This window comes from Polaromonas sp. P1_E11 (genome assembly GCF_056405995.1).
In genome coordinates this window covers 772,826-795,031 of record NZ_JBFUBA010000002.1, presented here as the reverse complement: position 1 = coordinate 795,031, position 22,206 = coordinate 772,826, and the positions used below count along the sequence as shown (strand labels likewise).

At 63.0% G+C, this 22,206-nt stretch carries 18 protein-coding genes; 9 read left to right on the top strand and 9 right to left on the bottom strand.

The window, feature by feature from the left end; genetic code table 11:
- Positions 1–24 precede the first annotated feature (24 nt).
- From urtE to AC1D11_RS11220, 3 genes are all read left to right on the top strand, one after another.
- On the top strand, positions 25–717 hold the full coding sequence (gene urtE, locus AC1D11_RS11230; RefSeq protein WP_477649744.1) for an urea ABC transporter ATP-binding subunit UrtE: 693 nt from the start codon (positions 25–27) through the stop codon (positions 715–717).
- A gap of 155 nt (positions 718–872) precedes the next feature.
- A complete protein-coding gene (locus AC1D11_RS11225; RefSeq protein ID WP_477649751.1) occupies positions 873–1,718 on the top strand; it encodes a DUF817 domain-containing protein in 846 nt (281 codons plus the stop codon).
- Positions 1,705–2,163 (top strand): ribosomal maturation YjgA family protein, encoded by a 459-nt coding sequence (locus tag AC1D11_RS11220; RefSeq protein WP_477649743.1) that lies wholly within the window; start codon positions 1,705–1,707, stop codon positions 2,161–2,163. The genes AC1D11_RS11225 and AC1D11_RS11220 overlap by 14 nt, the downstream gene beginning before the upstream one ends.
- Here AC1D11_RS11220 and AC1D11_RS11215 read toward each other — a convergent pair.
- Positions 2,144–3,343 carry a cation:proton antiporter gene (locus AC1D11_RS11215; RefSeq protein WP_477649742.1) on the bottom strand — a complete coding sequence of 400 codons (1,200 nt, stop codon included), beginning with the start codon at positions 3,341–3,343 and terminating at the stop codon, positions 2,144–2,146. The genes AC1D11_RS11220 and AC1D11_RS11215 overlap by 20 nt on opposite strands.
- Before the next feature lie 188 nt (positions 3,344–3,531).
- On the opposite strand from AC1D11_RS11215, the gene alaC reads away from it, so the two are divergent.
- Complete coding sequence (gene alaC / locus AC1D11_RS11210) at positions 3,532–4,767, top strand: alanine transaminase (RefSeq protein WP_477649741.1); 1,236 nt, start codon at positions 3,532–3,534, stop codon at positions 4,765–4,767.
- 71 nt (positions 4,768–4,838) lie between these two features.
- On the opposite strand, the gene AC1D11_RS11205 is transcribed toward alaC, so the two are convergent.
- From AC1D11_RS11205 to AC1D11_RS11185, 5 genes are all read right to left on the bottom strand, one after another.
- On the bottom strand, positions 4,839–5,183 hold the full coding sequence (locus tag AC1D11_RS11205; protein ID WP_477649740.1) for a hypothetical protein: 345 nt from the start codon (positions 5,181–5,183) through the stop codon (positions 4,839–4,841).
- A gap of 289 nt (positions 5,184–5,472) precedes the next feature.
- On the bottom strand, positions 5,473–5,958 hold the full coding sequence (locus AC1D11_RS11200; protein WP_477649739.1) for a hypothetical protein: 486 nt from the start codon (positions 5,956–5,958) through the stop codon (positions 5,473–5,475).
- Between the two features lie 266 nt (positions 5,959–6,224).
- The gene (locus tag AC1D11_RS11195; protein ID WP_477649738.1) at positions 6,225–7,055 is read right to left on the bottom strand and encodes an urease accessory protein UreD; all 831 of its coding nucleotides are present in this window, start codon (positions 7,053–7,055) and stop codon (positions 6,225–6,227) included.
- A 234-nt stretch (positions 7,056–7,289) separates the two neighbouring features.
- Positions 7,290–9,896, bottom strand: a complete 2,607-nt coding sequence (gene cphA / locus AC1D11_RS11190) for a cyanophycin synthetase (RefSeq protein WP_477649737.1) — start codon at positions 9,894–9,896, stop codon at positions 7,290–7,292.
- Positions 9,896–12,103, bottom strand: a complete 2,208-nt coding sequence (locus AC1D11_RS11185; RefSeq protein ID WP_477649736.1) for a cyanophycin synthetase — start codon at positions 12,101–12,103, stop codon at positions 9,896–9,898. Before AC1D11_RS11185 ends, cphA begins: the two co-directional genes overlap by 1 nt.
- A 322-nt stretch (positions 12,104–12,425) precedes the next feature.
- Here AC1D11_RS11185 and AC1D11_RS11180 point away from each other — a divergent pair, with 322 nt between their 5' ends.
- Both AC1D11_RS11180 and AC1D11_RS11175 read left to right on the top strand, forming a co-directional pair.
- Complete coding sequence (locus AC1D11_RS11180) at positions 12,426–14,768, top strand: cyanophycin metabolism-associated ABC transporter (protein ID WP_477649735.1); 2,343 nt, start codon at positions 12,426–12,428, stop codon at positions 14,766–14,768.
- A 14-nt stretch (positions 14,769–14,782) separates the two neighbouring features.
- Positions 14,783–15,271 (top strand): cyanophycin metabolism-associated DUF1854 family protein, encoded by a 489-nt coding sequence (locus AC1D11_RS11175; protein ID WP_477649734.1) that lies wholly within the window; start codon positions 14,783–14,785, stop codon positions 15,269–15,271.
- A gap of 616 nt (positions 15,272–15,887) precedes the next feature.
- Here the strand turns inward: AC1D11_RS11175 and AC1D11_RS11170 are convergent.
- The 3 genes from AC1D11_RS11170 to AC1D11_RS11160 all read right to left on the bottom strand — a co-directional run bounded on the left by AC1D11_RS11170 (position 15,888) and on the right by AC1D11_RS11160 (position 18,591).
- Positions 15,888–16,655 (bottom strand): ABC transporter permease, encoded by a 768-nt coding sequence (locus AC1D11_RS11170; protein ID WP_477647893.1) that lies wholly within the window; start codon positions 16,653–16,655, stop codon positions 15,888–15,890.
- Between the two features lie 2 nt (positions 16,656–16,657).
- A complete protein-coding gene (locus tag AC1D11_RS11165; protein WP_477647812.1) occupies positions 16,658–17,479 on the bottom strand; it encodes an ABC transporter ATP-binding protein in 822 nt (273 codons plus the stop codon).
- Between the two features lie 110 nt (positions 17,480–17,589).
- Positions 17,590–18,591 carry an ABC transporter substrate-binding protein gene (locus AC1D11_RS11160; protein WP_477647894.1) on the bottom strand — a complete coding sequence of 334 codons (1,002 nt, stop codon included), beginning with the start codon at positions 18,589–18,591 and terminating at the stop codon, positions 17,590–17,592.
- Between the two features lie 768 nt (positions 18,592–19,359).
- Between AC1D11_RS11160 and AC1D11_RS11155 the strand changes: the two genes are divergently transcribed.
- Genes AC1D11_RS11155 through AC1D11_RS11145 form a run of 3 tightly spaced genes read left to right on the top strand, consistent with a single transcriptional unit; the run spans position 19,360 to position 22,205 of the window.
- Positions 19,360–20,247, top strand: coding sequence for a phosphate/phosphite/phosphonate ABC transporter substrate-binding protein (locus AC1D11_RS11155; RefSeq protein WP_477647813.1), 888 nt, complete (start codon positions 19,360–19,362; stop codon positions 20,245–20,247).
- Positions 20,248–20,250: 3 nt separating this feature from the next.
- Positions 20,251–21,330: a hypothetical protein gene (locus AC1D11_RS11150; RefSeq protein ID WP_477647814.1), complete on the top strand. Its 1,080-nt coding sequence runs from the start codon at positions 20,251–20,253 to the stop codon at positions 21,328–21,330.
- Complete coding sequence (locus AC1D11_RS11145; RefSeq protein WP_477647815.1) at positions 21,327–22,205, top strand: phosphate/phosphite/phosphonate ABC transporter substrate-binding protein; 879 nt, start codon at positions 21,327–21,329, stop codon at positions 22,203–22,205. The genes AC1D11_RS11150 and AC1D11_RS11145 overlap by 4 nt, the downstream gene beginning before the upstream one ends.
- Position 22,206: the final 1 nt, after the last annotated feature.

Below are 22,206 nucleotides of genomic sequence, written 5' to 3'. Positions count from 1 at the left end.
CACTGGCTTGGGAGTACCGTGCGCATGCTAACTGTAAAAAACATCAACCAATACTACGGCGGCTCCCACATCCTGCGGGACGTGAGCCTGGACGCTCACCTGGGCAAGGTTACGGTGCTGCTGGGCCGCAACGGCGTGGGCAAGACCACGCTGCTCAAATCACTGATGGGCCTGATCCCCATCAAGACCGGCACGATTGAATTCGACGGCAAACCTGTCCAGGGCAACACGCCGTATGAGCGCGCCCGTGCAGGTATGGGCTTTGTGCCGCAAGGCCGCGAGATTTTCGCGCGCCTGACGGTGGAAGAAAACCTGCGCATGGGCCTGGCCTACAAAAGCGCCAGCACGCCGATTCCTGCCGAGCTGTATGAGCTGTTTCCGGTGCTCAAGCAGATGCTGAACCGGCGCGGCGGTGACTTGTCGGGCGGGCAGCAACAACAGCTGGCCATTGCGCGTGCTCTGGCGGCCAAACCCAAGTTGCTGATTCTTGACGAGCCAACCGAAGGTATTCAGCCCAGCATCATCAAGGACATCGGCCGCGTGATCCGCATGCTGGCCGACCGCGGTGACATGGCCATTTTGCTGGTGGAGCAGTACTACGACTTCGCGCAGGAACTGGCCGACGACTACCTGGTGATGGAGCGCGGTGAATTCATTGCGCGTGGGCAGGGCAAGGACATGGAAACCAACGGCGTACGGCAGCTGGTGGCGATTTAAGCGGGCTTCCTGCCGCCCCTTTGCGTCAAGCCCGGTGTGCCCGGGCTTTTTTGTGCCTGCAGGCATGCCGATATTCGTATCAGTTCCGCGAACGTAGAATCGCAGCGGTCGCCGAAACAAACCGGCTAAAAACAATCAAAAAAAGGTAGATGCCGATGGCGTTGCTTGCGTTGGACAACTGGCTGATCCAGACGAAATCTCACGCGGGCCTGTCGGGCTTTCGCCGCTTTCTGGTGGAGTTTGGCTGTTTCGGCCTCAAGGAAGCCAGGGCCTGCCTCTTTGCGGGCTTGTTCTTTGCGGCGGTGTTTTTGGTGCCGCGGGCCGGTGTGGCCGGTGTTCCGCGCTACGACCTGCTGCTTTTGATTGCGCTGCTGATTCAAGGCTGGATGGTGCTGGCCAAGCTGGAAACCCTGGATGAGCTGAAAGCCATCTGCCTCTTTCACGTGGTGGGGTTTGCGCTGGAGGTCTTCAAGACCTCCGGGTCCATCCAGTCCTGGAGCTACCCGGACTTTGCCTATACCAAGGTGTTTGGCGTGCCGCTGTTTTCCGGCTTCATGTATGCGGCGGTGGGCAGCTACATCATCCAGGCATGGCGACTGTTTGACCTGCGCATCCGGCATCACCCGCCTTACTGGATGGGTGTGGTGATTGCGGTGCTGATTTACGGTAACTTTTTCACGCACCACTTTTTGGGCGACTACCGCTGGTATATCGCCGCCTGCCTGGGCGGCTTGTACGCCAGGTCCACGGTGATCTTCCGGCCCTATGACCGGGACCGGAGCATGCCCTTGCTGCTGAGCTTTTTGCTGATCGGGTTTTTTATCTGGGTGGCGGAAAACATCAGCACGTTCTTCAGCCTCTGGCATTACCCCAACCAGCTGGGCGCCTGGTCCCTTGTCCATGTGGGCAAATGGAGTTCCTGGTCGCTGCTGGTGGTCATGACCTTCACCATCGTGGCCAACCTGAAGCATGTGAAGGCGCGCATCCATGTCCCCGACTGAGACGGGCGCTTCCCGCGTGAAGCTGCGCTTTGACCGCGAAGCAGCACTCTGGGCAATCCTTGTCTTCATCATTGAAGTGCTGATCGCAACCGTGTGGTCGCACCACCTCTGGGTGCGCGGTTTTGTCGGCGACGTGCTGGCAGTGGTGTGGGTGTACCTTCTGCTCAAGACCGTGATCAAGGCCAACACCCGCGGCCTGGCGCTGGTGGCATTTGCGGTGGGTTGCTTCGTGGAGCTGGCCCAGTATGTGGCCAGCGTCAATGGCTGGCACGTGCAGAACCGGGTGCTGAAGATTCTGCTGGGTTCGGTAGCCGACTGGATGGACGTGCTGGCCTATGCCTGCGGATTCCTGCTGGTTTTGGCGCTGGAGTTCGTGCTGGCCCGCTGGAAGGCCGCCAGAAGGCCAATTACTCCGATTACGCCGGTTACTTCGAGCGAAAGATGATCTCTTTCATGCGCTGAAGCCGGGGTGCCGTCATCGGCACCGTCAGCATGGTGCTGGCAATGGCCATCAACAGCAGGGCGGTGAAGGTCTCGTTGGTGATGATTTTCTTGCTCAGCAGGATGTTGACAAAGATGATCATGATCAGGCCCTTGGTCTGCAGCAGCCAGCCGATGATGGAGCCTTCACCGGGCGCCCACTTCAGCACTTTGCCTGCGATGTAAGTGCCCATCAATTTGCCGCCGACTGAAGCCACCAGCAGTACCGCCGCGGCGATAAAAACGGCCTCTCCGCCGACGGACCAGTTGGTGCGCAGCCCCGCGCTCAGGAAGAACACCGGCATCATCACCAGCAGCACATGATGGCGCAGCAGGTCCATGTGTTCCTGGTCGAACCACTCGCCGTCGATGACGGCGCCGGCCAGGAAAGCGCCGATCATGTAGTCCAGCCCGGCCCATTCCGCACCGAAGGCGCAGACGATCAGCCAGATCAACCCGACGTACCAGCGGTCACGCTCGGGCAACCACACCATGAGCTTGCGGAAGGCGTAGCTCACAACGCCGAACGCCACGAGAAAACCGACCTGGGTGCCCACCCGTTTCCAGTCCATCAGGATCAGCGCCAGCACGCCCCAGATCGCGATGTCGTCGAGGCTGGCGTAACGGATCAGGCGCTGGCCAACCGGCTGGCGCAGGATGGCGAGCTTGTCCATCAGCAGGATCAGCACGGGCAGCGCCGTGACGGCGCAGGCCATGCCGACGCCCACCACAAACTGCCAGGGCATGCCTTGCGCGCCCAGCCATCCTGGGTACATCAGCATGCCTGCGGCCACGACGCAGCCCAACACCAGCGGTGTGCTTAGCGCCAGGCCGGCGGTGATGCCGCTTTCGCGCCGGTGTTCCCAGGTTTTTTTGAGGTCCAGCTCGATGCCGGCGATCCAGACAAAGACCATGACGGCCCACCAGGCAATGCCGTTGAGCGACTGCACCACCGGCGCGCTGAAGACAAAGGCGTAGTAGTCGGGGTAGACCTTGCCCAGGATGCCCGGGCCCAGCAAAATGCCGGCGATCATCTGCACCACCACCAGCGGCGCGTAGTAGTCGGTCCTGAGAACCCGCCAGATCAGGTAGGGCACCGCGAAGATGAGCGCCATGGCGATCAAATAGGTTTCTGTGGTGGTCATTGCGGAGTCCATGGTTCCCTTTGTTTTTATGCCTTCCGGCTCCGTGCCGGCGGCCAAGCCCCGCATGGTAGACCATGGGCGGTGGCACCGGTTGTAAGCCGCCTGCCTGTCGGTTACCATGGCGTCGGCTGGCCCCATTGCCAGCCACGTCGCTCGGACGGTTCCGGGCGCTTACGTGAAAGTTTCTTATGTCCGCCTCTTCTTCAGGCAAGCGCCGCTTTGCGCGCATTGACCGGCTTCCCCCCTACGTCTTCAACATCACGGCCGAGCTGAGAATCGCGGCGCGCCGGCGCGGCGAAGACATCATCGACATGAGCATGGGCAACCCCGATGGGGCCACGCCCGCGCACATCGTGGCCAAGCTCACCGAGGTCGCGCAGCGGCCCGACACGCACGGCTATTCGGCCAGCAAGGGCATTCCGCGGCTGCGGCGCGCCATTGCGCATTGGTACCAGAGCCGCTACCAGGTGGCGATTGACCCTGACACCGAGGCCATCGTCACCATTGGCTCCAAGGAAGGCCTGGCCCACCTGATGCTGGCCACGCTGGACCGCGGCGACACCGTGCTGGTGCCGGACCCAAGTTACCCCATTCACATTTACGGCGCGGTGATCGCCGGGGCCGACATTCGCTCGGTACCGCTGACACCGGACACGGATTTTTTCGCCGAGCTGGAAAAAGCCATTCGCGGCAGCTACCCCAAGCCCAAGATGATGGTGCTGGGGTTTCCTTCCAACCCCACCGCGCAGTGCGTGGAGCTGGAGTTTTTCGAGAAGGTGATTGCACTGGCGCGCAAGCACGACATTTTTGTGGTGCACGACCTGGCCTATGCAGACATCGTGTTCGACGGCTGGAAGGCGCCGTCCATCATGCAGGTGCCGGGCGCCAAAGATATTGCGGTGGAGTTCTTCACGCTCTCTAAAAGCTACAACATGGCCGGGTGGCGAGTCGGCTTCATGGTGGGCAACCCCGACCTGGTGGCCGCACTGGCGCGCATCAAGAGTTACCACGACTACGGCACCTTCACTCCGCTGCAGGTGGCTGCGATTGCCGCGCTGGAAGGCGACCAGCAATGCGTGAAAGACATCGCCGCGCAGTACCAAGCCAGGCGCGACGTGCTCTACAAAGGCTTGGTCGAGGCGGGCTGGGCCGTGGACTGTCCCAAGGCCTCGATGTACATCTGGGCGCGCATTCCGGAGGCTTACCGCAAGCTGGGCTCGCTGGAGTTTGCCAAGCAGCTGCTGGAGAAGGCCAAGGTGTGCGTGTCACCCGGCATCGGCTTTGGCGACCACGGGGACGACCATGTGCGCTTTGCCCTGATCGAGAACGAAGCCCGCATCCGGCAGGCGGTGCGCGGCATCAAGGCCATGTTCAAGGCGGATGGCGTGCTGAAATCTGTACAGGCCGATAAGCAGGAAGGCTAAAAAAAATGGGCCGCAAGCGGCCCACTTTTACATGACTCAAGACCGGCACCAAGGTGTCGGCTCTGTTTTCTTCAACTGCTGGCGTTGGGTGTGTCTTTTTTTGCGATACCGGCTGTGGCTGCCAGCAGTTTTTTCTCCAGTTCGGCACGCTCCGCAATCTCCCGTTCCAGCAGGTCGTTGACGTGTGCCAGCTCTTCCGCGGAGCTCTGGATTTGGTCTTCCAGTTCCGCGGTTTTTACCAGCGCCATCGCAACGTCGCCTGTTTTGACCGCGGGTGGAATTTCTTTTTCGAGGACCTTGTTGATCAGCAGCAGTTCTTGTGCCGATCTTTCCACCGTGTCCTGCACGGCATCGTTTTTTTCGAGCGCGCGCGCCAGTTGTGGCTTCTCGGGCGAGGTGTTCGAGGGTTTTTGCATGGATGCTTTCGTGGCGGGTGATGGCCGGGGGGACAAGGGGTCGGCGTCCCGCAGTGGACGCGCGACGATACTCCCCATCATGCACCCGAAAGGCATTGCCGGGGTGGACTTTACGGGGGGATTACCTGCGTTGGCGGCGCATGAAAGATTCGTCGCCTGGAGAAACCGGTGATATGGAAAACTTGCCCACAAAACGCGCACAAAAAAGAAGTGGGCCGCAAGCGGCCCACCTTTGCTTCTGCTCCATCCGGTGAATTCATCAAACCCCGGCGGAGCGAGTGGCAACTGGTTATTGCGGCGGTGAGGCGACTGGCGCCGGGATCACCACAATGTCTGTCGAGGTCTGCGGCTGCACGCGCACGTTGGTGGCGCCTGAGGGCACCACAACGGTTTCAACTTCGCGCACCACACCGCCGCCGGCGACGCTGCCTTCAGCCTTGCCGTAGCCCACGATACGGGCCTGGCAGGCGACCTGGTCTTCGCCCTTGAAGACATCGCAGCGCTTCAATGCATTGGCGGCGAACTGTCCATTGGCGTTGTCGACCTTGCCGGCGCGTTTGGCGGCATTGGCGTTCTTCACTTCAGTGATACAGGTTGCCCGGTCTTGCTGGGTCTTGCCGTTGTTACAGGCGGCCATTTCGCTCCTGGCGTCACCCGTGGCGTCGATCCCGGTGGTGCCGGAAGCAATCTGGGCAGCAGCACCCAGGGAAAGCAGGGCGGCTGCGCCGAAACAGGCTGTCATGCGCGCAAGGCGGAAATTCAGGGATGAGGTCATGGTCAAACTCCTTGTTCGAAACTCGATGGATATCGATAAATGGAGTCTGGGCCGCTACCTGAAACGGCCATGAAAGGAAAAGGTCCGGGTAAGCCGTGCCCTAAGCCCATTCGCCTGTAGGACAGGTCTTTCAGCCGTTTTTGACGGGTCGGGGCTTGCGCGGGTAACGGCTAACTAAAGACTACAAAATCCGTAGAGCTGCGGGGCAGGCGTAGCGAATTTTCTGAAGATGTTTTTTTGTACAGCCTGCGTGAGCAGCTGCTGGACTACATCGACCAGATGCGCGGGGTGGAGGGTGCCAGCTGCCAGAGCTGTGTGCGCCAGGCTTGCCAGACCTGCTTGAGCAAGGCCATGGCAGGTTCAACCACCGGCGACAGCACACGGATGACGACGACCTGCCCGTCGGGGCTGGTCGCGCCGGCGCTGGCACTCAGCGCATGGGCCTGCATCACCTCACGTGCGCAGTCCAGCGCCAGCTGGCGGCGATGGCGCTCCAGCTTGCTGCCGGCGACAAAAAAGAGTGATGCGAGGCAGCGGTTGCCGGCCATGCCGAGCGGGCTGTTCATCAGCAAGGTGTCCGTGGCGTCCATGCGTGCGCGCTCGAGCCAGACGCCGGGCACTTCGATGTGCTGGCGAAAGCTGCCGCTCTCGAACGGCTGGCTGGCGGCGGGGAGGCCCAGGGCGGTGACGTCCCAGCCGATCAGTTCGGCGCCGGGCGCCAGCGTCATGGTCAGGCGGTTTTCGGCAAGGCAGCCGTTGTAGCAAATGGCTTCCAGCGGCAGCCATTCCATGCGGGCGCCGGCCTGCAGGTCGAGGCGGGTGCGCTGCAGGGCGGGTTCGCCGGCGGAGCGGTAAAAGCGCGTGGCGCCGGGCGTGGTGATGAGGCCGTGTGTGCCGGGTGCTGCGCTGAAGGCCAGGTCCAGCGTGTCGCCGCCGACCAGGCCGCCGGGCGGGTGCACGATGACGTTGTGGCAAATCGCGTCGCCTTCGGGGTAAAGACTTTGCAGGATGCGCAGGGGGCCGCTATGGCGAAAGTGGGCAAGGGTCTTGCCGGCCTGGTGGGTGTAGTCGAGAGCGAGGGTCGCGTTCCAGGTCATGGGGCAAGTTTAACGCGGGCAGGCAGCCTGGCTTTGCTATGAATTCAGGAGCTGCTCGCGCAGGTTCTGTATGCGCCGTAGCCTCTTTTTGCTTAAATTTTTGGCTCGGGAAGCGATTTTTTTGCGTTTATCAGGCTTCTCGGAGGCTTGGAAGGCTTCGGAGTCGGCGAAAGGCCGCAGGGTGATGCCCCTGGCGCCTTTCGCTCCTCTTTTGCCGCCTGCAGGCCTGGGGAATCAGCTCGTGATTTTCTCTTTGGCTTCCTTCACCCGCGCGGCCAGGTGGTCCAGCGCTTCCTGCACCTGGTCGACCAGGATCAGGCAGAGGTCACCGGGTGACAGGCGCGAAAGCGCGGTGTCGATGGCCAGAAACTCGCCGCGGATTTCGTCTATCTGCTTGGTGCGGCGGGCTTTGTCGAGGCCTTCGCGCAGCAGACCCATGACTTCACCGTCGGCGCGGCCGCGCTGGGCGGCGTCCTGGTAGAGGATGACGTCGTCGAACGCGCTGCCCAGGATGATGGTCTGGTCGCGGATGTCGCTGTCGCGGCGGTCGCCGGCGCCGCTGATCACCACGCTGCGGCGCTGGCCTGGCGTGGCCGGCATGGCGTCAACAGCGGCCACCAGCGCGCGCATGGCGTCGGGGTTGTGGCCGTAGTCGGCGATCACGGTGGCGCCTTTGTAGTCCATGACGTTGAAGCGTCCGGGCGCGTTGTGCGCATCGGTCACAAAGCTGGAGAGGCCGCGCTTGATGGTGTCCCAGTTCAGGCCGGCGCCCCAGGCGGCGGCGACTGCGGCCATGACGTTCTCGACCTGGAAACTGATGGTGCCGCCCCGTGTGACGGGCACCCCCTGCAGTGCGATGCGCTCGACCCAGGCGCCTTCGGCGGCCACGAGCATGGGGCCGTCGACGTACACGGTGCGCTTGCCTTGTGCGCGGTGCGTGGCCATCAGCGGGTGGTGCCGGTCGGCGGCGAAAAAGATCACCTTGCCGGGGCAGGTGGCGGCCATGTCGGCGACGATGGGGTCGGCGGCATTGAGCACTGCGTAGCCGGTGGTCGAGACGTTCTGCACGATCACGCGCTTGAGCACGGCCAGGTCTTCCACCGTGGTGATGTAGTTCAGGCCCAGGTGGTCGCCGCTGCCGATGTTGGTGACAACGGCGACTTCGCAGCGGTCAAAGCCCAGGCCTTCGCGCAGCACGCCGCCGCGGGCGATTTCGAACACGGCCGCGTCGACGTCAGGGTGCATCAGCACGTTGCGCGCACTCTTGGGGCCGCTGCAGTCGCCGCTGTCGGTTTGCCGGCCGTTGATGTAGACGCCGTCGGTATTCGTCATGCCGGTGCGCAGACCGTCGGCGGCCAGCAGGTGGGCAATCAGGCGTGTGGTGGTGGTCTTGCCGTTGGTGCCCGTGACGGCAATCACCGGGATGCGGCCGTTATTGACGTCATTTCCACCGGGGGCAAACAACTCGTCGATCATGGCGACGCCCACGGCGCGGCCCTTGCCGTACGAGGGCGACAGGTGCATGCGCAGGCCGGGCGCGGCGTTGACTTCAACGACGCCGCCGTTTTGTGTTTCCAGCGGGCGCAGCATGCTTTCGCACACCACATCGACCCCGCAGATGTGCAGGCCGACCATTTGTGCGGCCGCCACGGCGCGGGCGGCTACTGCGGGGTGTACGTCATCGGTCACGTCGGTGGCGGTGCCGCCGGTGCTGAGGTTGGCGTTGTTGCGCAGGATGACGCGCCGGCCTTTGGCGGGAATGGATTCGGGCGTGAGTTCCTGTGCTTCCAGGCGAGCCACGGCGATATCGTCGAAGCGGATCTTGGTGAGCGAGGTGGCATGGCCTTCGCCGCGTTTGGGGTCCTGGTTGACGATGTCGACCAGCTCACGCACCGTGTGCAGGCCGTCGCCCACCACCTGCGGCGGCTCACGGCGCGAGGCGGCCACCAGCTTGTTGCCCACCACCAGCAGGCGGAAGTCACTGCCGGGAAGGAATTTTTCGACCATGACTTCGCCGTATTCGGCGGCTGCTTTCCAGGCGGTGTCCAGGTGTTCGCGCGTGCTGATGTTGACAGTGACGCCCTTGCCCTGGTTGCCGTCCAGCGGTTTCACGACTACCGGCAAACCCACTTCCAGGGCCGCGGCCCAGGCATCGTCCGTATCGGTGACCGGGCGGCCCAGCGGCACGGGCACGCCGGCCGCGCGCAGCAGTTTTTTGGTGAGGTCCTTGTCTTGCGCGATGGATTCGGCCACGGCGCTGGTGGCGTCGATTTCCGCGGCCTGGATGCGCCGCTGTTTGGAGCCCCAGCCGAACTGCACCATGCTGCCTTTGGTCAGGCGCCGGTAGGGAATGCCGCGTGCCACGGCGGCGTCGACAATCGCGCCGGTGCTGGGGCCGAGGCGTTCGTCTTCGTCGAGTTCGCGCAGTTGGGCAATCGCGGCGTCGAGGTCAAACGCGGTGTCGCGCAGGGCGGCGTGGATCAATGCTTGCGCCAGCTCGAAGGCCAGCCGGCCGACGGTTTCTTCGCTGTACTCGACCACGACCTGGTAGGTGCCCGCTTCAACAGTAGAGGCGGTATGGCTGAAGGTGAGGGGGCAACCGGCAGCCGTCTGCAGCGCCAGCGCGGCGGCTTCAAGCACATGGGCCAGTGAGACGGGGCCTGCGTGGCCGGTCTGCCGGAAGGCGCCCATCTCGGGGAACAGCGAGCGCACGCGCGGCTCAAAGCCTGGCAGGCCCGTGATATTGCACTCCACCGCAGTGCAGGCAACGATGGCTTCGAGCGCTGTGTGGCGGCTCCAGAGGTTGGGCCCGCGCAGGGCCCGGATACGGGACACTTCCATTACTCGGCACTCCCGGCGGTTTTAGGGGTGGTTTCAAAGGCTTCCATGCCGGCGCCTATCAAATTGAGGGGGATGCCCAGCGCCCAGGCGGCGCCCACGGCGGCCAGCAGTCCACCCTCGGACAACCCGCGGCGTTCGCGCCAGGCGGCAAGCTTGCCGAGGCCCGGCAAAAAAGCCTCACTGGCACCGGTGGCCAGCACGACCTGGTCCTGGCGCAGGTAAAGCGCGCGGCCGCCCTTGGCGCAATGCGCCGCAATGGCCTCGGCCTTGGGGTCGGTGCTGTAGAAAATGACTTCGCCGTCGCAAAGCTCCTGCATTTCGGCGATGCGGGGATCTGCGGCATTGAGCACGGCGGCGCCGCCGGGCAGCACCACATCGACCTGCGAGCGCATGACCTTGTACATCTGGTCGGCTTCGGTGATGTCGAATTCAGCCAGGCCTTCGGCGCCGCCCAGGTCGGTAACGACACCCACCTGGCATTTGTCATAGGGCAGGCCGGTGCGCAGGATGGTGTCGGCGCCGTTTTCAAACACGGCTGCCTGCACGGCGCGGTTGATCAGCAGGCGCTGGCCGGCTTCCCAGTTGGCGCAGTTGGATGCGTCCACACAGCGTTGGTCCAGGAACAACCCACCCTGGCAGGCCAGGCCGGTGTGCCGGCCCGACAGGTGCAGCAGCCAGGCCACCAGACGCGCCACGCGCTGGTTGTCGCTGGAGCCGGCAATGCCGACGATGGGAATGCGGCCGTCAGGGCTGTCGGAGTCGGTGGCGGGGAAAAGGTGGTCGCAGATGGCACGGCCCACCGGGCGCGGCGCGCCTTCGGCCGGCTTGAGGTGCATGAGGAGGCCTGGGCCGGCGTTCACTTCAACGATGGCGCCGCCTTGCTCGTGCAGCGGGCGCGAGATGTCTTGCGCCACCACATCGACCCCGGCGATGTCCAGGCCCACCACGCGAGCGGCCAGCGACACGATGTGGTCAACGTCAGGGTGAACCTGGTCGGTGCAGTCGATGGCCACATTGCCGTTGCGCTGGATCAGCACCTCGCGGCCCACGGCCGGTATGGCTTCGGGGCTCAGCCCCTGGCGCTGCAGATCAAGAATGATGGCGCCGTCACTCGCCGTGTTGATACGGCCCAGCGGGAAGTCTTCACCGACGCCGCGGCGCGGGTCGGTGTTGAGCTGTGCGTCTACCAACTGTGAGACGGTCGAGCTGCCGTCGCCGGTGACCCAGGCCGCCTCGCCGCGCGCGGCGGCGACCACACGGCCGCCTACCACCAGCAGGCGGTGTTCGTTGCCGCGCACAAAACGCTCGACCATGACTTCGCTGCCATGGCGCGCCGCAACTTCGAATGCGCCTTCGACTTCGGCCTGTGTTTTGAGGTCCAGCGACACGCCACGGCCGTGGTTGCCGTCGGACGGCTTGACGACCACCGGCAGGCCGATGTCTTCGGCCGCTTCCCAGGCTTCTTCGGCTGTGGCGACGATCTGGCCTTCAGGCACCGGCACGCCGCAGGTGGCCAGCAGGCTTTTGGTGAGGTCCTTGTCGTGGGCGATGCCTTCGGCGATGGCGCTGGTGAGGTCGGTTTCGGCCGTCCAGATGCGGCGCTGGCTGGCGCCGTAACCCAGTTGCACCAGGTTGCCGTCGTTCAGCCGGATATGCGGAATGCGGCGGTCGGTGGCGGCCGCCACGATGGAGGCCGTGCTGGGGCCGAGATAGCAGTCGTCCACCTTGGTCCGGATTTTCTCGACGGCGGACTGCACGCCGGCCTGGCCGTAGTCTGTGCCGTTGATGGCGGCCATCAGCAGTCGGTGGCCTTCAGCCAGCGCGGTGCGGGCGACCTGCTCGTCGCGGGCACGGAACACCATGCGGTAAACGCCGCGCTGGGAGGTGCTGCGCGTCTGGCCGAAGCCGGTCGGCATGTCGGAAAGGTTCAGCAGCTCGATGACCACATGCTCCAGCACATGGCCGGACCAGGTGCCTTCCAGCAGGCGCTGGATGAAGCCACCGCGCTCGCCCACGCCGCAATGGTGTTCGACGAGGGCCGGCAACAGGGCGACCAGGCGGTCATTGAAGCCCGGCAACAGGTTGGAGGGGAAGTCTTCGAGGCTGCCGAGGTCCAGCCAGACTTCCAGCACGGGCCGATAGGTCCAGATGTTGGGGCCGCGCAGGTAGTTGATGCGCAGCAGCTTGATGTCGTCCTGTGGGCTCATTTTTCGCAAAATTGTCGGCAGGGCTGGGCCTTGGCACCCCGGGGAGCAAGGCTCGGCCCTGGCCGATGGATTTCAGTGTGAGGCCGGTCAAGGTCTCGGTGGGTCCCTGTGTCTCGTTATGTTGTTGTTTTTGTCGCGGCGATGGCCGCCAGGGGTCGATTTTGATGGTTCCGTCATTTTCAGGGGGTTGATATGGTCAAACTCCGTCGTGCCAGGCCGCATTCGGCGAAAATCCCTGTTTCGGGCCTATTCGCACAACTACGAAGAACCTGCGAATACCCTGCCGCGCCAGATGCGGGACGCCAAGATTTTCCACAACACAATGCAACACAACCACCCGGCAGACGACTCCAGCCCTACCGACCCTGTTCTGGCAGGGCTTCGCTCACAACTTGCAACCCAAGAGAACGTTTTGTGCACGCTGGTGGTTGACCTGGATAACCAACTTCATTTCGCCCGGGGCCTGCTGGCCCTGACGGACCGCCGGCTGCTGGCCTGCAGCCCTGAAGGCGTATGGGCCAGCTGGCCCATGGCGAACGCCGATGGCACCGTATTGCAGGGGCTTTCACTGCGCCATTTCGACCATGCCGGCGTGGGCACGCTGGAGCTGCACGAGGCCGGCCGGCGGCTGGCCAGCTGGCGGTTTACCCTGGGTGCCAATGTGCAGGCCCTGCGCCTGGTGCGCCTGTTTGCCCAGCAGCAGGCCCCGGCGGCGGGCGATGCCGCGGCGCTGGCCGAGGACACGGCCCTGTGCCCCGAGTGCGACCTGCCGCTGCCGCCTGACAGCGAAGAGTGCCCGGCCTGCGCGCGCGAGCTGCACACGCCGCCTTCCACCTGGGTGCTGCTGCGCCTGTGGCGGTTTGCCGATCCGTACCGGTACCAGCTGCTGGCCGGGTTTTTGCTGACCCTGGCGTCGACCGCCGCCACGCTGGTGCCGCCCTACCTCACGATTCCGTTGATGGACGACATCCTGATCCCGTTCCAGAACGGCCAGAAGATCGAGCCCTGGAAGGTGGGATTGCTGCTGGGTGGCCTGCTGGGCGCGGCCGTGCTGGGCTGGGCGCTGAACTGGGCGCGCACCTATTTGCTGGCGCTGGTATCCGAGCGCATAGGCGCCGACCTGCGCACCGCCACCTTCGACCACTTGCTGGAGCTCTCGCTGGACTACTTTGGCGGCAAGCGCACCGGTGACCTGATGTCCCGCATCGGCTCGGAAACCGACCGCATCTGCGTGTTTTTGTCGCTGCATGCGCTGGATTTCGCCACCGACGTGCTGATGATCGTGATGACCGCGGTGATCCTTATTTCCATCAACCCCTGGCTGGCGGTGGTGACTTTGCTGCCGCTGCCGTTTATCGGCTGGATGATCCATGTGGTGCGTGACAAGCTGCGCACCGGATTTGAAAAAATCGACCGCGTCTGGTCGGACGTGACCAATGTGCTGGCCGATACGATTCCGGGCATTCGCGTGGTCAAGGCCTTTGCCCAGGAAAAGCGTGAGGCCCAGCGGTTTCGCGAAGTCAACCAGCACAACCTGGCGGTCAATGACAAGCTCAACAAGACCTGGTCGCTGTTCACGCCCACCGTCTCATTGCTCACAGAAGTCGGCCTGCTGGTTGTGTGGGCTTTTGGCATCTGGCTGGTGTCGCGCCAACAGATCACGGTCGGCGTGCTGACGGCCTTCATCGCCTACATCGGCCGCTTTTACGGCCGGCTCGATTCGATGAGCCGCATCGTTTCCGTCACGCAAAAGGCGGCTGCCGGCGCCAAGCGCATTTTCGACATCCTTGATCACGTCTCCAACGTGCCCGAAACGGCCAACCCGGTGAAGATTGGCGCGCTCGAAGGCCGCATCGACATGAAGAACCTCGGGTTCCGTTACGGCAACCGTTCCGTCATTCGCGGGCTGGACCTGCAGATCCGCCCCGGCGAAATGATCGGCCTGGTGGGCCACAGCGGTTCGGGCAAAAGCACGCTGGTCAACCTGATCTGCCGGTTTTACGACGTGAGCGACGGCTCCATCAGCGTGGACGGCACCGACATCCGCCGTTTCGGTGTGGCCGACTACCGCCGCAACATCGGCCTGGTGCTGCAGGAGCCGTTTCTTTTCTTCGGCACGATTGCCGAAAACATTGCGTACGGCAAGCCGGGCGCCACTCGCGCTGAAATCGTCGCGGCCGCGCGTGCCGCCCATGCGCATGAATTCATTTTGCGGCTGGCGCAGGGCTACGACTCGCTGGTGGGTGAGCGCGGCCAGGGGCTGTCGGGCGGTGAGCGCCAGCGCATCTCGATTGCGCGGGCCTTGCTGATCAACCCACGCATCCTGATCCTCGACGAAGCGACCTCGTCGGTGGACACTGAAACCGAGAAGGAAATCCAGCGTGCCCTCGACAACCTGGTGCAGGGCCGCACCACGATTGCCATTGCCCACCGCCTTTCAACACTGCGCAAGGCCGACCGCCTGGTGGTAATGGACCGCGGCCAGGTGGTGGAAGTGGGACCCCACGACGAATTGATGGCGAAGCAGGGGGCCTACTGGCGCCTGTACGAGGCCCAGGCGCGCCAGGTCGACAGCGAAGAGGGCGGCGAGGAAGCGGCGCAAAGCCTTATCGCAGTGGCCACCTCGCAGCTGGCCCACACCGCACAGCACACCGGCAACCGATAAGCCAAGGATTGCACATGACAACTTCTTCTCATTTCTCTTCTCCTTCCTTTTCCCTGGAACGCACGGCGTCAGGCCGGCTGGTGTTCGTCGATGCCGACGGCCTGCAGCATGTGGGCGTGGTGCCGGTACGAGCCTTTCCCCTGGCTGCGCCCGACGAAGGCATTTCACTGATTAACACCGAAGGGCACGAGGTGGCCTGGGTGGAAGACCTGCAGGCCTTGCCAGCGGACGCGCGTACCTTGCTGGAGGAAGAACTGGCCCTGCGCGACTTTGTGCCCGAGGTGACGCGGCTGAAAAGCGTTTCGACCTTTGCCACCCCCAGTGTGTGGACGGTGGAGACCGACCGGGGTGAGACGTCTTTTGTGCTCAAGGGCGAAGAAGATATTCGCCGACTGGGGCGCACGGGCTTGCTGATTGCCGGCAGCCAGGGGGTGCAGTACAGCGTGCGGGATATGACGGCTTTGGACCGGGGGTCGCGGCGGTTGTTGGAACGGTTTCTTTAGGCCGGGTCTTGTTTCGGCCTTTGCGCTTTTTGCTGAGGGTAGCTGGCCGGGGGTAGCCCGGCCGCTACTCACTTTTCTTTTGCTTCGCCAAAAGAAAAGTAAGCAAAAGAAAAGGCGACCCTGCTGTCTGCGTCCCTCCGCTTCGCTGCGGGCAACCTGCGGTGCTCGGTCCAGGCGGGGTCTCGCTCGAACTCGCCTTCGGCTCAGACAATCGCGATCCCTGGTCCGCCTGACCCTGCGCTCCTCGGCGCATACAGAAGGGATGGGGAGAAGGAATACCAACAGCCGAAGATAAGAACCCGAATACCTGAAGAAACAAGGACTCGCCACGGCGAGTCCTTGTTCGTATTGGCCCTTGTGTATGCGCCGAGGAGCGCAGGGCCAGACGGATCAGGGCAAAAACTTGTTTGAGCGAAGCGAGTTGTTTTTGACCCCGGCTGGACCGAGCACCGCAGGTTGCCCGTAGCGCAGCGAAGGGACGCAGGAACCAGGGTCGCCTTTTCTTTGCTTACTTTCTTTTGGCGAAGCAAAAGAAAGTGAGTTGCATGCCGGGCAACCCCCGGCCAGCAGCCCTCAGCAAAGAGCGCCACGCCGGAGCAAGACCCGGCTGAATACCTCAGTCCCCTTGCGACCCCCGATGCGCCCACCCCGTAGTGTGCTTCTCCACATAGCTGAAGAGCTCATACATCGCCATAGCCATCGCCCCAATCACCACCAGCCCGGCAAAAGCCAGCGCCAGCCGTTGCTGCGATCCGGCGCTTTGCATGAGGTAGCCAATGCCCGAATCGCCCGCCGTCATTTCAGCCAGTACCGTGCCGACAAAAGCCAGCGTGATGGCGACCTTGAGCGAGGCAAAGAAGTAGGGCATGGAACGCGGCAGGCCGACCTTGACCAGCACGTCCCAGCGTTTGGCGCCCAGCACGCGCAGCACGTCTTCGAGTTCGGGCTCCAGCGTGGCCAGGCCCGTGGCCATGTTCACGGTGATGGGGAAAAACGAAATCAGGAAAGCCGTGAGGATGCCGGGGCCGACGCCGATACCGAACCAGACAATCAGGATGGGAACAATCGCGGCCTTGGGTACCGCGTTGAAAGCCACCAGCAGCGGGTAAACCGCGGCATAGGCCAGCCGTGACGAGCCCACCAGAAAGCCCAGCAATACGCCGACCACGATGGACAGGCCGAAACCCACCATCGTGACCCAGAAGGTTTTCCAGGCGGCCTCGGCGATCGGGCCGGCAAATTCAGCCATGGCCTGGGCAATGGCGAGTGGCGCGGGGAAGATGAACTCCGGCACCGAGAAACCGGCGCACACCGCCTGCCACAGCGCCACCACGGCTGCCAGTAACACCCATGGCGCCCAGCGTTCGAGCTGTTTGTTGTTCATGTTCATGGCTGCGCTCCGCCGCGGACCGCGCCGATATGGCCGCGCAGCTCGTGCACGATGTCGCTGAACTCGCGGGTATAGGTCACTTCGAGGTCGCGCGGGCGTGGCAGTTCAATCTCGCGCCGCACGACAAAGCGTCCCGGGCTTTTGCTCATCACGTACACGGTGTCGGCCAGGAACACCGACTCGCGTAAATCATGCGTGACCAGGATCACGTTGAAGCGCTGCTCGGTCCAGAGGTCGCGCAGGATGCACCAGAGCTCTTCGCGCGTGAAGGCGTCGAGCGCACCGAAGGGCTCATCCAGCAGCAGCATCTTGGGCTCGTGGATCAGCGCGCGGCAGATGCTGGCGCGCTGCTGCATGCCGCCCGACAGCTGCCAGGGGAATTTGTCTTCATAACCGGCCAGGCCCACCTTTTGCAGCAGCTTGCGCGCCCGCTCTTCAAACTCCTTGCGCCTGGCCTTGAACTGGCTGCGGTAAGGCTCGACGATTTCGAGCGGCAGCAGCACATTGCCGACGGTGGTGCGCCACGGGAGCAGTGATGGCGCCTGGAAGGCCATGCCGGAAATTTTTAGCGGGCCGGTCACAGGCCGTCCGTCAATCAGGATGCTCCCGGCCGACGGCATCTTCAGCCCGGTGGCCAGCTTCATGAAGGTGGACTTGCCGCAACCCGACGGCCCGACGATGGCGATGAACTCGCCCTGCCGCACCTGCAGGTCTATGGCCTCAACGGAGAATTGCTTGCGCGCAAGCAACTCGTCGTTGTAGGCGAGCCAGACGTCGCGGAAGTCAACAAAAGGGCTGTCAGCGGCGGCGAATGGCATGTTTTAGGTATGAAAATGGCTTCTGGCCCAATCAGGCCGCGCGCAAGCAGCTATTAAAAATGTAGCAATTCAGGCCGGAAAAGCACCAGGAATGGCGCATGAAGCCGGGTTCATTTCTTCGGCAACACATTGAGTTCCGCTGCGGTGGGCAGGAAGCTGCCGTTCCACACCAGATCAGGATTCACGCGGGTTTTGGTGCCGAAGGCGTCCGACACCTGCGACGCCATCAGCGTCAGGCGCGGCGCCTTGACTTGGCCGAAGCCTTCGGCGCGTGCGTCGGGGCTGTTGATGACGGTGTCGATGGCCAGGCGCAGGCGGCGTACTTCCAGCGGCACATTGATGATGCCGTCGCGCGCCTTCACGAATTCGATGGCGGCGGCCGGGTCGGCCACCACGTCTTTCACGCCCTTGGTGAAGGCTTGCAGGAACGCCTTGATGGCCGCCGGGTTTTCCTTGATGAGTTTGGGCGAGGCAATCACCACGTTGCCGTAATGCTTCACGCCGAAGTCGGCATAGGGCAGCACCACCACGTCTTCAGCCTTGACGCCGCGCGCTTCCAGGTTGAGCAGCGAGGTAAAGGTAAAGCCGGTGATGGCGTCCACGTCGCCGCGGGCCAGCATGGTTTCGCGCAGCGGCGGGTCCATGGCTGTCCACTGAAAGCCGGTGATGTTGTTGGCTTTGGCAAAAATCGGGAAGGCGCGGCGGCCGGCGTCAAACACCGGTGCGCCCATTTTTTTGCCGTTCAGGTCGGCAGGCGTCTTGATGCCCGATTTTTTGAGCGCCATGACGGAGGCCGGCGTGTTGTTGTAGACCATCATCACCGCGACCGGCTTGTTGGGCGCGTCGGGATTGTTGGCGTGAAATTCCATCACCGAGGCCAGGTCGGCAAAGCCCATGTCGTAGGTGCCCGAGGCCACACGCGTGACCGCGCCCCCCGAGCCGTTGCCGGCGTCCACCGTCACGTCGAGCTTGTTGGCCTTGAAGTACCCCTTGGCCACCGGCGTGAGGAAGAGGGCGGCCGGGCCTTCGAAGCGCCAGTCGAGCTGAAACTTGATCGGCGTGTTTTGCGCATGGGCGTTCAGGGCTGCCAGGGCGATCACCGCCCCGGTCATCCTGGCGACAAGGCTGGGAAAGGCAGATGCGGCAGGTGCACGATTTTTCATGGCGGGAATTTTCTTGAATGGGTTGCGAAAAGGGGGACCGGCAGGCCAGCAATCAGCATAAGAACGCGGTGGCCGTGAAATCGAAGCGAACCTCAAAACGATACAGCAAAAACAATGCCTGCCACGCTGTGAAGTAGAACTTTGGCATTGCCTCGGCAGTTCAGGCGCTTGGTGGGTCTTGCCGCTGGGCAATGCGGATTGGCCTAAGAGCAACACCTGCCGCGTTCAGGCGCTGTCATTGTTCGCACACTGGGATTACTCACAGGATGCATTTTGTGATGTTTTGGCATCCGTATTTTGGGCGCACGGCCTTGCCCGTCTTCCGCATATTGGCCGGCCTGGCCGGGGGGATGCCCAGAGGCAGCTATTAAAAGATGGCGGATTGCACGCCGTAGTCCCGGCCATCAACAAGTCTTTGGGCTGGGTTGAAGGCGTTACAGCTGTTTACGTTTGATCCGGACCGCTGCCATTGCTTGAAGCCGGGCCTCGCCGCGCAGGTGCCTTTGCCGGGGTTTACCTGTCAGCCCTGACAGGGCGGGTGCCATCAACAGCCTTTGACTATTTTTGCAGCCGGTCCATAGAGTGTATTTGCGTAGGTGACAAGGATTAAGCCGCAAGGCGATGCAGTTCCGAAGCCTTGACAAAGCCTTGGGGCAGTAGCCGAAGTCATCCAGCAACGATGTACTGGGTCAGTGGGCTTTCCAAAACAAGGCTTTCATGAAAACACCTTCCTCGCAGCTTCGCCGTCAGATGTTGTCAATCCTGGGCCTGGGCGCCCTCGCAGGGGGTATGGGTGGGCCGGGTAGCGCCTGGGCCCAGGTTTCGGCTGCTGCCGCTGCTTCTGCGGCTAAAAAACCGGCAGGTGGCGCGAACTGGCGGCTGCTGGTCAATGAAGCGGTAGGCGGTGACACCAACTCGTTTTTGCTGACCAACCGTTATCGCCCTGCCGCCGACTTCATCAGCACCCAGCTCAAGGGGCGGCCTGTCGTCGTGGAGCCCATGGTGGATATCAAGCGCTTCATGGCGGTGGCCCAAGGCGCCAGCAAGCCGGAGTTTGTCTTTGGGAAGTCTGTCAACCAGCTGGCCAAGCTGGTGCGCGACAACGGCTACCAGCCGGTGGTGCGGCGCGCCGACCCTTACAAGGCGGCCTTCATCGTGGCCAAGGATTCGCCCATTAAAACCCTGGCGGATGCGGTTGATGCAAAAGTCATCATGCCCGACGAGTCTGCCGCCACCAGCGCGGTGGCGCTGGCGGAACTGCGGCGCCAAAAGCTTGGGCAGGTCCGCGTGACGCATGTCCGCTTCCAGGAGGAAGTCGCGCAGTTTGTGAAGTCCGGAATGGGCCAGATCGGCGTGGTCAATCCCACCATTGCCAAAAAGTGGGTGGAAGACGGCGGGCGCGTGGTGGCTGAAACCCAGCCGGTGGTGAACTGGTCAGTACTTGCCAGTCCCAGCCTGGCCGCGGACATGGTGCAGCAGCTGCGCGACGCGCTGCTGGCCACCAATTCAGAAAGCGCCGCAGTGATGGCTTCGATGGGCGTGAAGGCCTGGGCCAAAGCGGAACGGAAGGACTACCTGGATTTGTTGGACTACACGAGGGAGTAAAAAATGGGTACGTTGATTCAAGCACGTCTGTTTTCACTTTCGCCGTGGCGGGCCGCACTGCTGGCTGCCACCTTGGCATTTTCCTGCGGCGTACAAGCCCAGGAAAAAAGGGCGATACCGCCCGACATCGCACGGGCCGCGGCGGAAATTGCCGCGGAGCTCGCCAGCAGTTGCCCGCTGGCGCCGGCCGCTGACGTCAATGCCTACACGCAGTGCCGGCAAACGCTGTTCGGCCCGAGCCAGCTGCGTGCACACGTGGCGCCCATCATGCTGTGGGGCCGTCAAAACAAAAAAGACAACGCCACGCTGCGCCAGACCAACCTGACCCAGTTCGCCCCCGACGCCTGGACCGGCATGTATGCGCCGCTCTTCATGTTCAACGGCCGGCATACCGTGGAATGGGTGGCCGACGAGAAGATGTTCCTGGTGCGGCTTGAGGCGGCCTTTCGCAACCGCCTGCCGCCGGGCCAGTTTCCTTATCCGTTCTGGCACGACGAGGCCAAGTGGTCGATGTACGAAAACGCCCGCAGCATGATGCTGTGGATCAGCCCCGAAACGGGCACCATCAAGGTGGCGCAGTTCACCGACGTGGCACCCACGCCGCTGTTGCAACCGGTGCAGGCGGTGCAGCATGAAAAATACCAGGGCCCATGGCTGTGGACTGACGACAAGGGTCACACCCAACCGGCGGTGACGCTGTTCGACGGCTTGTACCGGCCGGAAAACCCGTACCTGAGCAACGTCGACAAACGCTACCGTGACCTGGCGCTGCAGATGCGCGAGTCGCAGTGCGTGAACTGCCATGTACCCAACAACCCCGACAAGATGAGCCGCCTGGTGCTGCTGTCGACACCCGCGCATGCCGCGGCAGAGGTAGACCGGTTGATCAAGGCCGTGCGCGAGGACCGCATGCCGATGGACGAGTTCAGGTTGAGCTACGCGCTCTCGGAAGACAACAAGAAATGGCTGCTTGAGAGTGCGCTGGCATTCAAGGCAACCTTGACAGCTGCCAGGCAATGGGAAGACGAGGCAGCGAAGAAGACCGTGCAATCTGCAATTAACCCTTTGAAGGTGATCAAATGAATACTCCGATGCTGTCACAAGTTACCGGTCGCCGCGCGGTTCTTCGCGGTGTGGTGGGCACCGCGGTTGCCGTGGCCTGGCAGGGCTTTCCCATGGTCAGCTGGAGCCAGCAGGCGGCGGGCCAGCTGGCGGGTGTAGACCGCTGGAGGCTGCTGATCAATGAGGCGGTTACAGCAGACCTCAGCATTTCGATGCTGGCCCTGCGCTACCGGGGGCTGGCCGACTACCTGGGAGGGCAGATCCGCAACAAGCAGGTGGTGGTTGACCCCGTCATCGACATCCAGAACTTCGTGCGGCAGGCATCGTCGGAGCAAAAGCCCCTCATGGTGTTCGGAAAATCCGTCAACCAGCTGTCCAAGCTGGTTCGCGATGGAGGTTACCAACCCCTGGTGCGCAGGCCCGAGCCCTACCAGGCCGCCTTTATCGTGAAGAACAACTCGCCCATCAACAACATCGGGCAACTGAGCGGCAAGAAGATCCTGATGCCCGACGAATCGTCCGCCACGGTGGCGGTCGCGCGTGCCGAGATGCGCCGCCTGAATGTGCGCGAACCCTATATTTCCTACACACGCTACCAGGATTCCGTATCGGCACAGGTGGCGGCAGGCCTTGCCGAGGTGGGTGCGGTCAACCCGACCATCGCCAGGAAATGGCAGGAAGGCGGAGGCCGCATCATTGGTGAAACCCAGCCGGTGGTGAACTGGTCGGTGCTGGCCGCCCCCGGCGTGCCGGCGGACATGATCAGCCGTCTGCAGGACTCCCTTCTGGCCATGAACAGCCAATCGGCCGGCATCATGTCCGAGATCGGCGTCAAGCAGTGGGTCAAGGCCGAGCGCAAGGAATACCTTGCGCTGCTGGACTACACCCACGAGTAAC

Excerpts from the sequence above, each read along its gene's own strand:
- AC1D11_RS11160 (WP_477647894.1), bottom strand. The coding sequence starts at position 18,591 with ATGACCGGGGCGGTGATCGCCCTGGCAGCCCTGAACGCCCATGCGCAA.
- AC1D11_RS11215 (WP_477649742.1), bottom strand. The coding sequence starts at position 3,343 with ATGACCACCACAGAAACCTATTTGATCGCCATGGCGCTCATCTTCGCG.
- cphA (WP_477649737.1), bottom strand. The coding sequence starts at position 9,896 with ATGGAAGTGTCCCGTATCCGGGCCCTGCGCGGGCCCAACCTCTGGAGC.
- AC1D11_RS11200 (WP_477649739.1), bottom strand. The coding sequence starts at position 5,958 with ATGACCTCATCCCTGAATTTCCGCCTTGCGCGCATGACAGCCTGTTTC.
- AC1D11_RS11155 (WP_477647813.1), top strand. The coding sequence starts at position 19,360 with ATGAAAACACCTTCCTCGCAGCTTCGCCGTCAGATGTTGTCAATCCTG.
- AC1D11_RS11205 (WP_477649740.1), bottom strand. The coding sequence starts at position 5,183 with ATGCAAAAACCCTCGAACACCTCGCCCGAGAAGCCACAACTGGCGCGC.
- AC1D11_RS11180 (WP_477649735.1), top strand. The coding sequence starts at position 12,426 with ATGCAACACAACCACCCGGCAGACGACTCCAGCCCTACCGACCCTGTT.
- AC1D11_RS11145 (WP_477647815.1), top strand. The coding sequence starts at position 21,327 with ATGAATACTCCGATGCTGTCACAAGTTACCGGTCGCCGCGCGGTTCTT.
- AC1D11_RS11165 (WP_477647812.1), bottom strand. The coding sequence starts at position 17,479 with ATGCCATTCGCCGCCGCTGACAGCCCTTTTGTTGACTTCCGCGACGTC.
- AC1D11_RS11220 (WP_477649743.1), top strand. The coding sequence starts at position 1,705 with ATGTCCCCGACTGAGACGGGCGCTTCCCGCGTGAAGCTGCGCTTTGAC.
- alaC (WP_477649741.1), top strand. The coding sequence starts at position 3,532 with ATGTCCGCCTCTTCTTCAGGCAAGCGCCGCTTTGCGCGCATTGACCGG.
- AC1D11_RS11170 (WP_477647893.1), bottom strand. The coding sequence starts at position 16,655 with ATGAACAACAAACAGCTCGAACGCTGGGCGCCATGGGTGTTACTGGCA.
- AC1D11_RS11225 (WP_477649751.1), top strand. The coding sequence starts at position 873 with ATGGCGTTGCTTGCGTTGGACAACTGGCTGATCCAGACGAAATCTCAC.
- AC1D11_RS11150 (WP_477647814.1), top strand. The coding sequence starts at position 20,251 with ATGGGTACGTTGATTCAAGCACGTCTGTTTTCACTTTCGCCGTGGCGG.
- AC1D11_RS11185 (WP_477649736.1), bottom strand. The coding sequence starts at position 12,103 with ATGAGCCCACAGGACGACATCAAGCTGCTGCGCATCAACTACCTGCGC.
- urtE (WP_477649744.1), top strand. The coding sequence starts at position 25 with ATGCTAACTGTAAAAAACATCAACCAATACTACGGCGGCTCCCACATC.
- AC1D11_RS11195 (WP_477649738.1), bottom strand. The coding sequence starts at position 7,055 with ATGACCTGGAACGCGACCCTCGCTCTCGACTACACCCACCAGGCCGGC.
- AC1D11_RS11175 (WP_477649734.1), top strand. The coding sequence starts at position 14,783 with ATGACAACTTCTTCTCATTTCTCTTCTCCTTCCTTTTCCCTGGAACGC.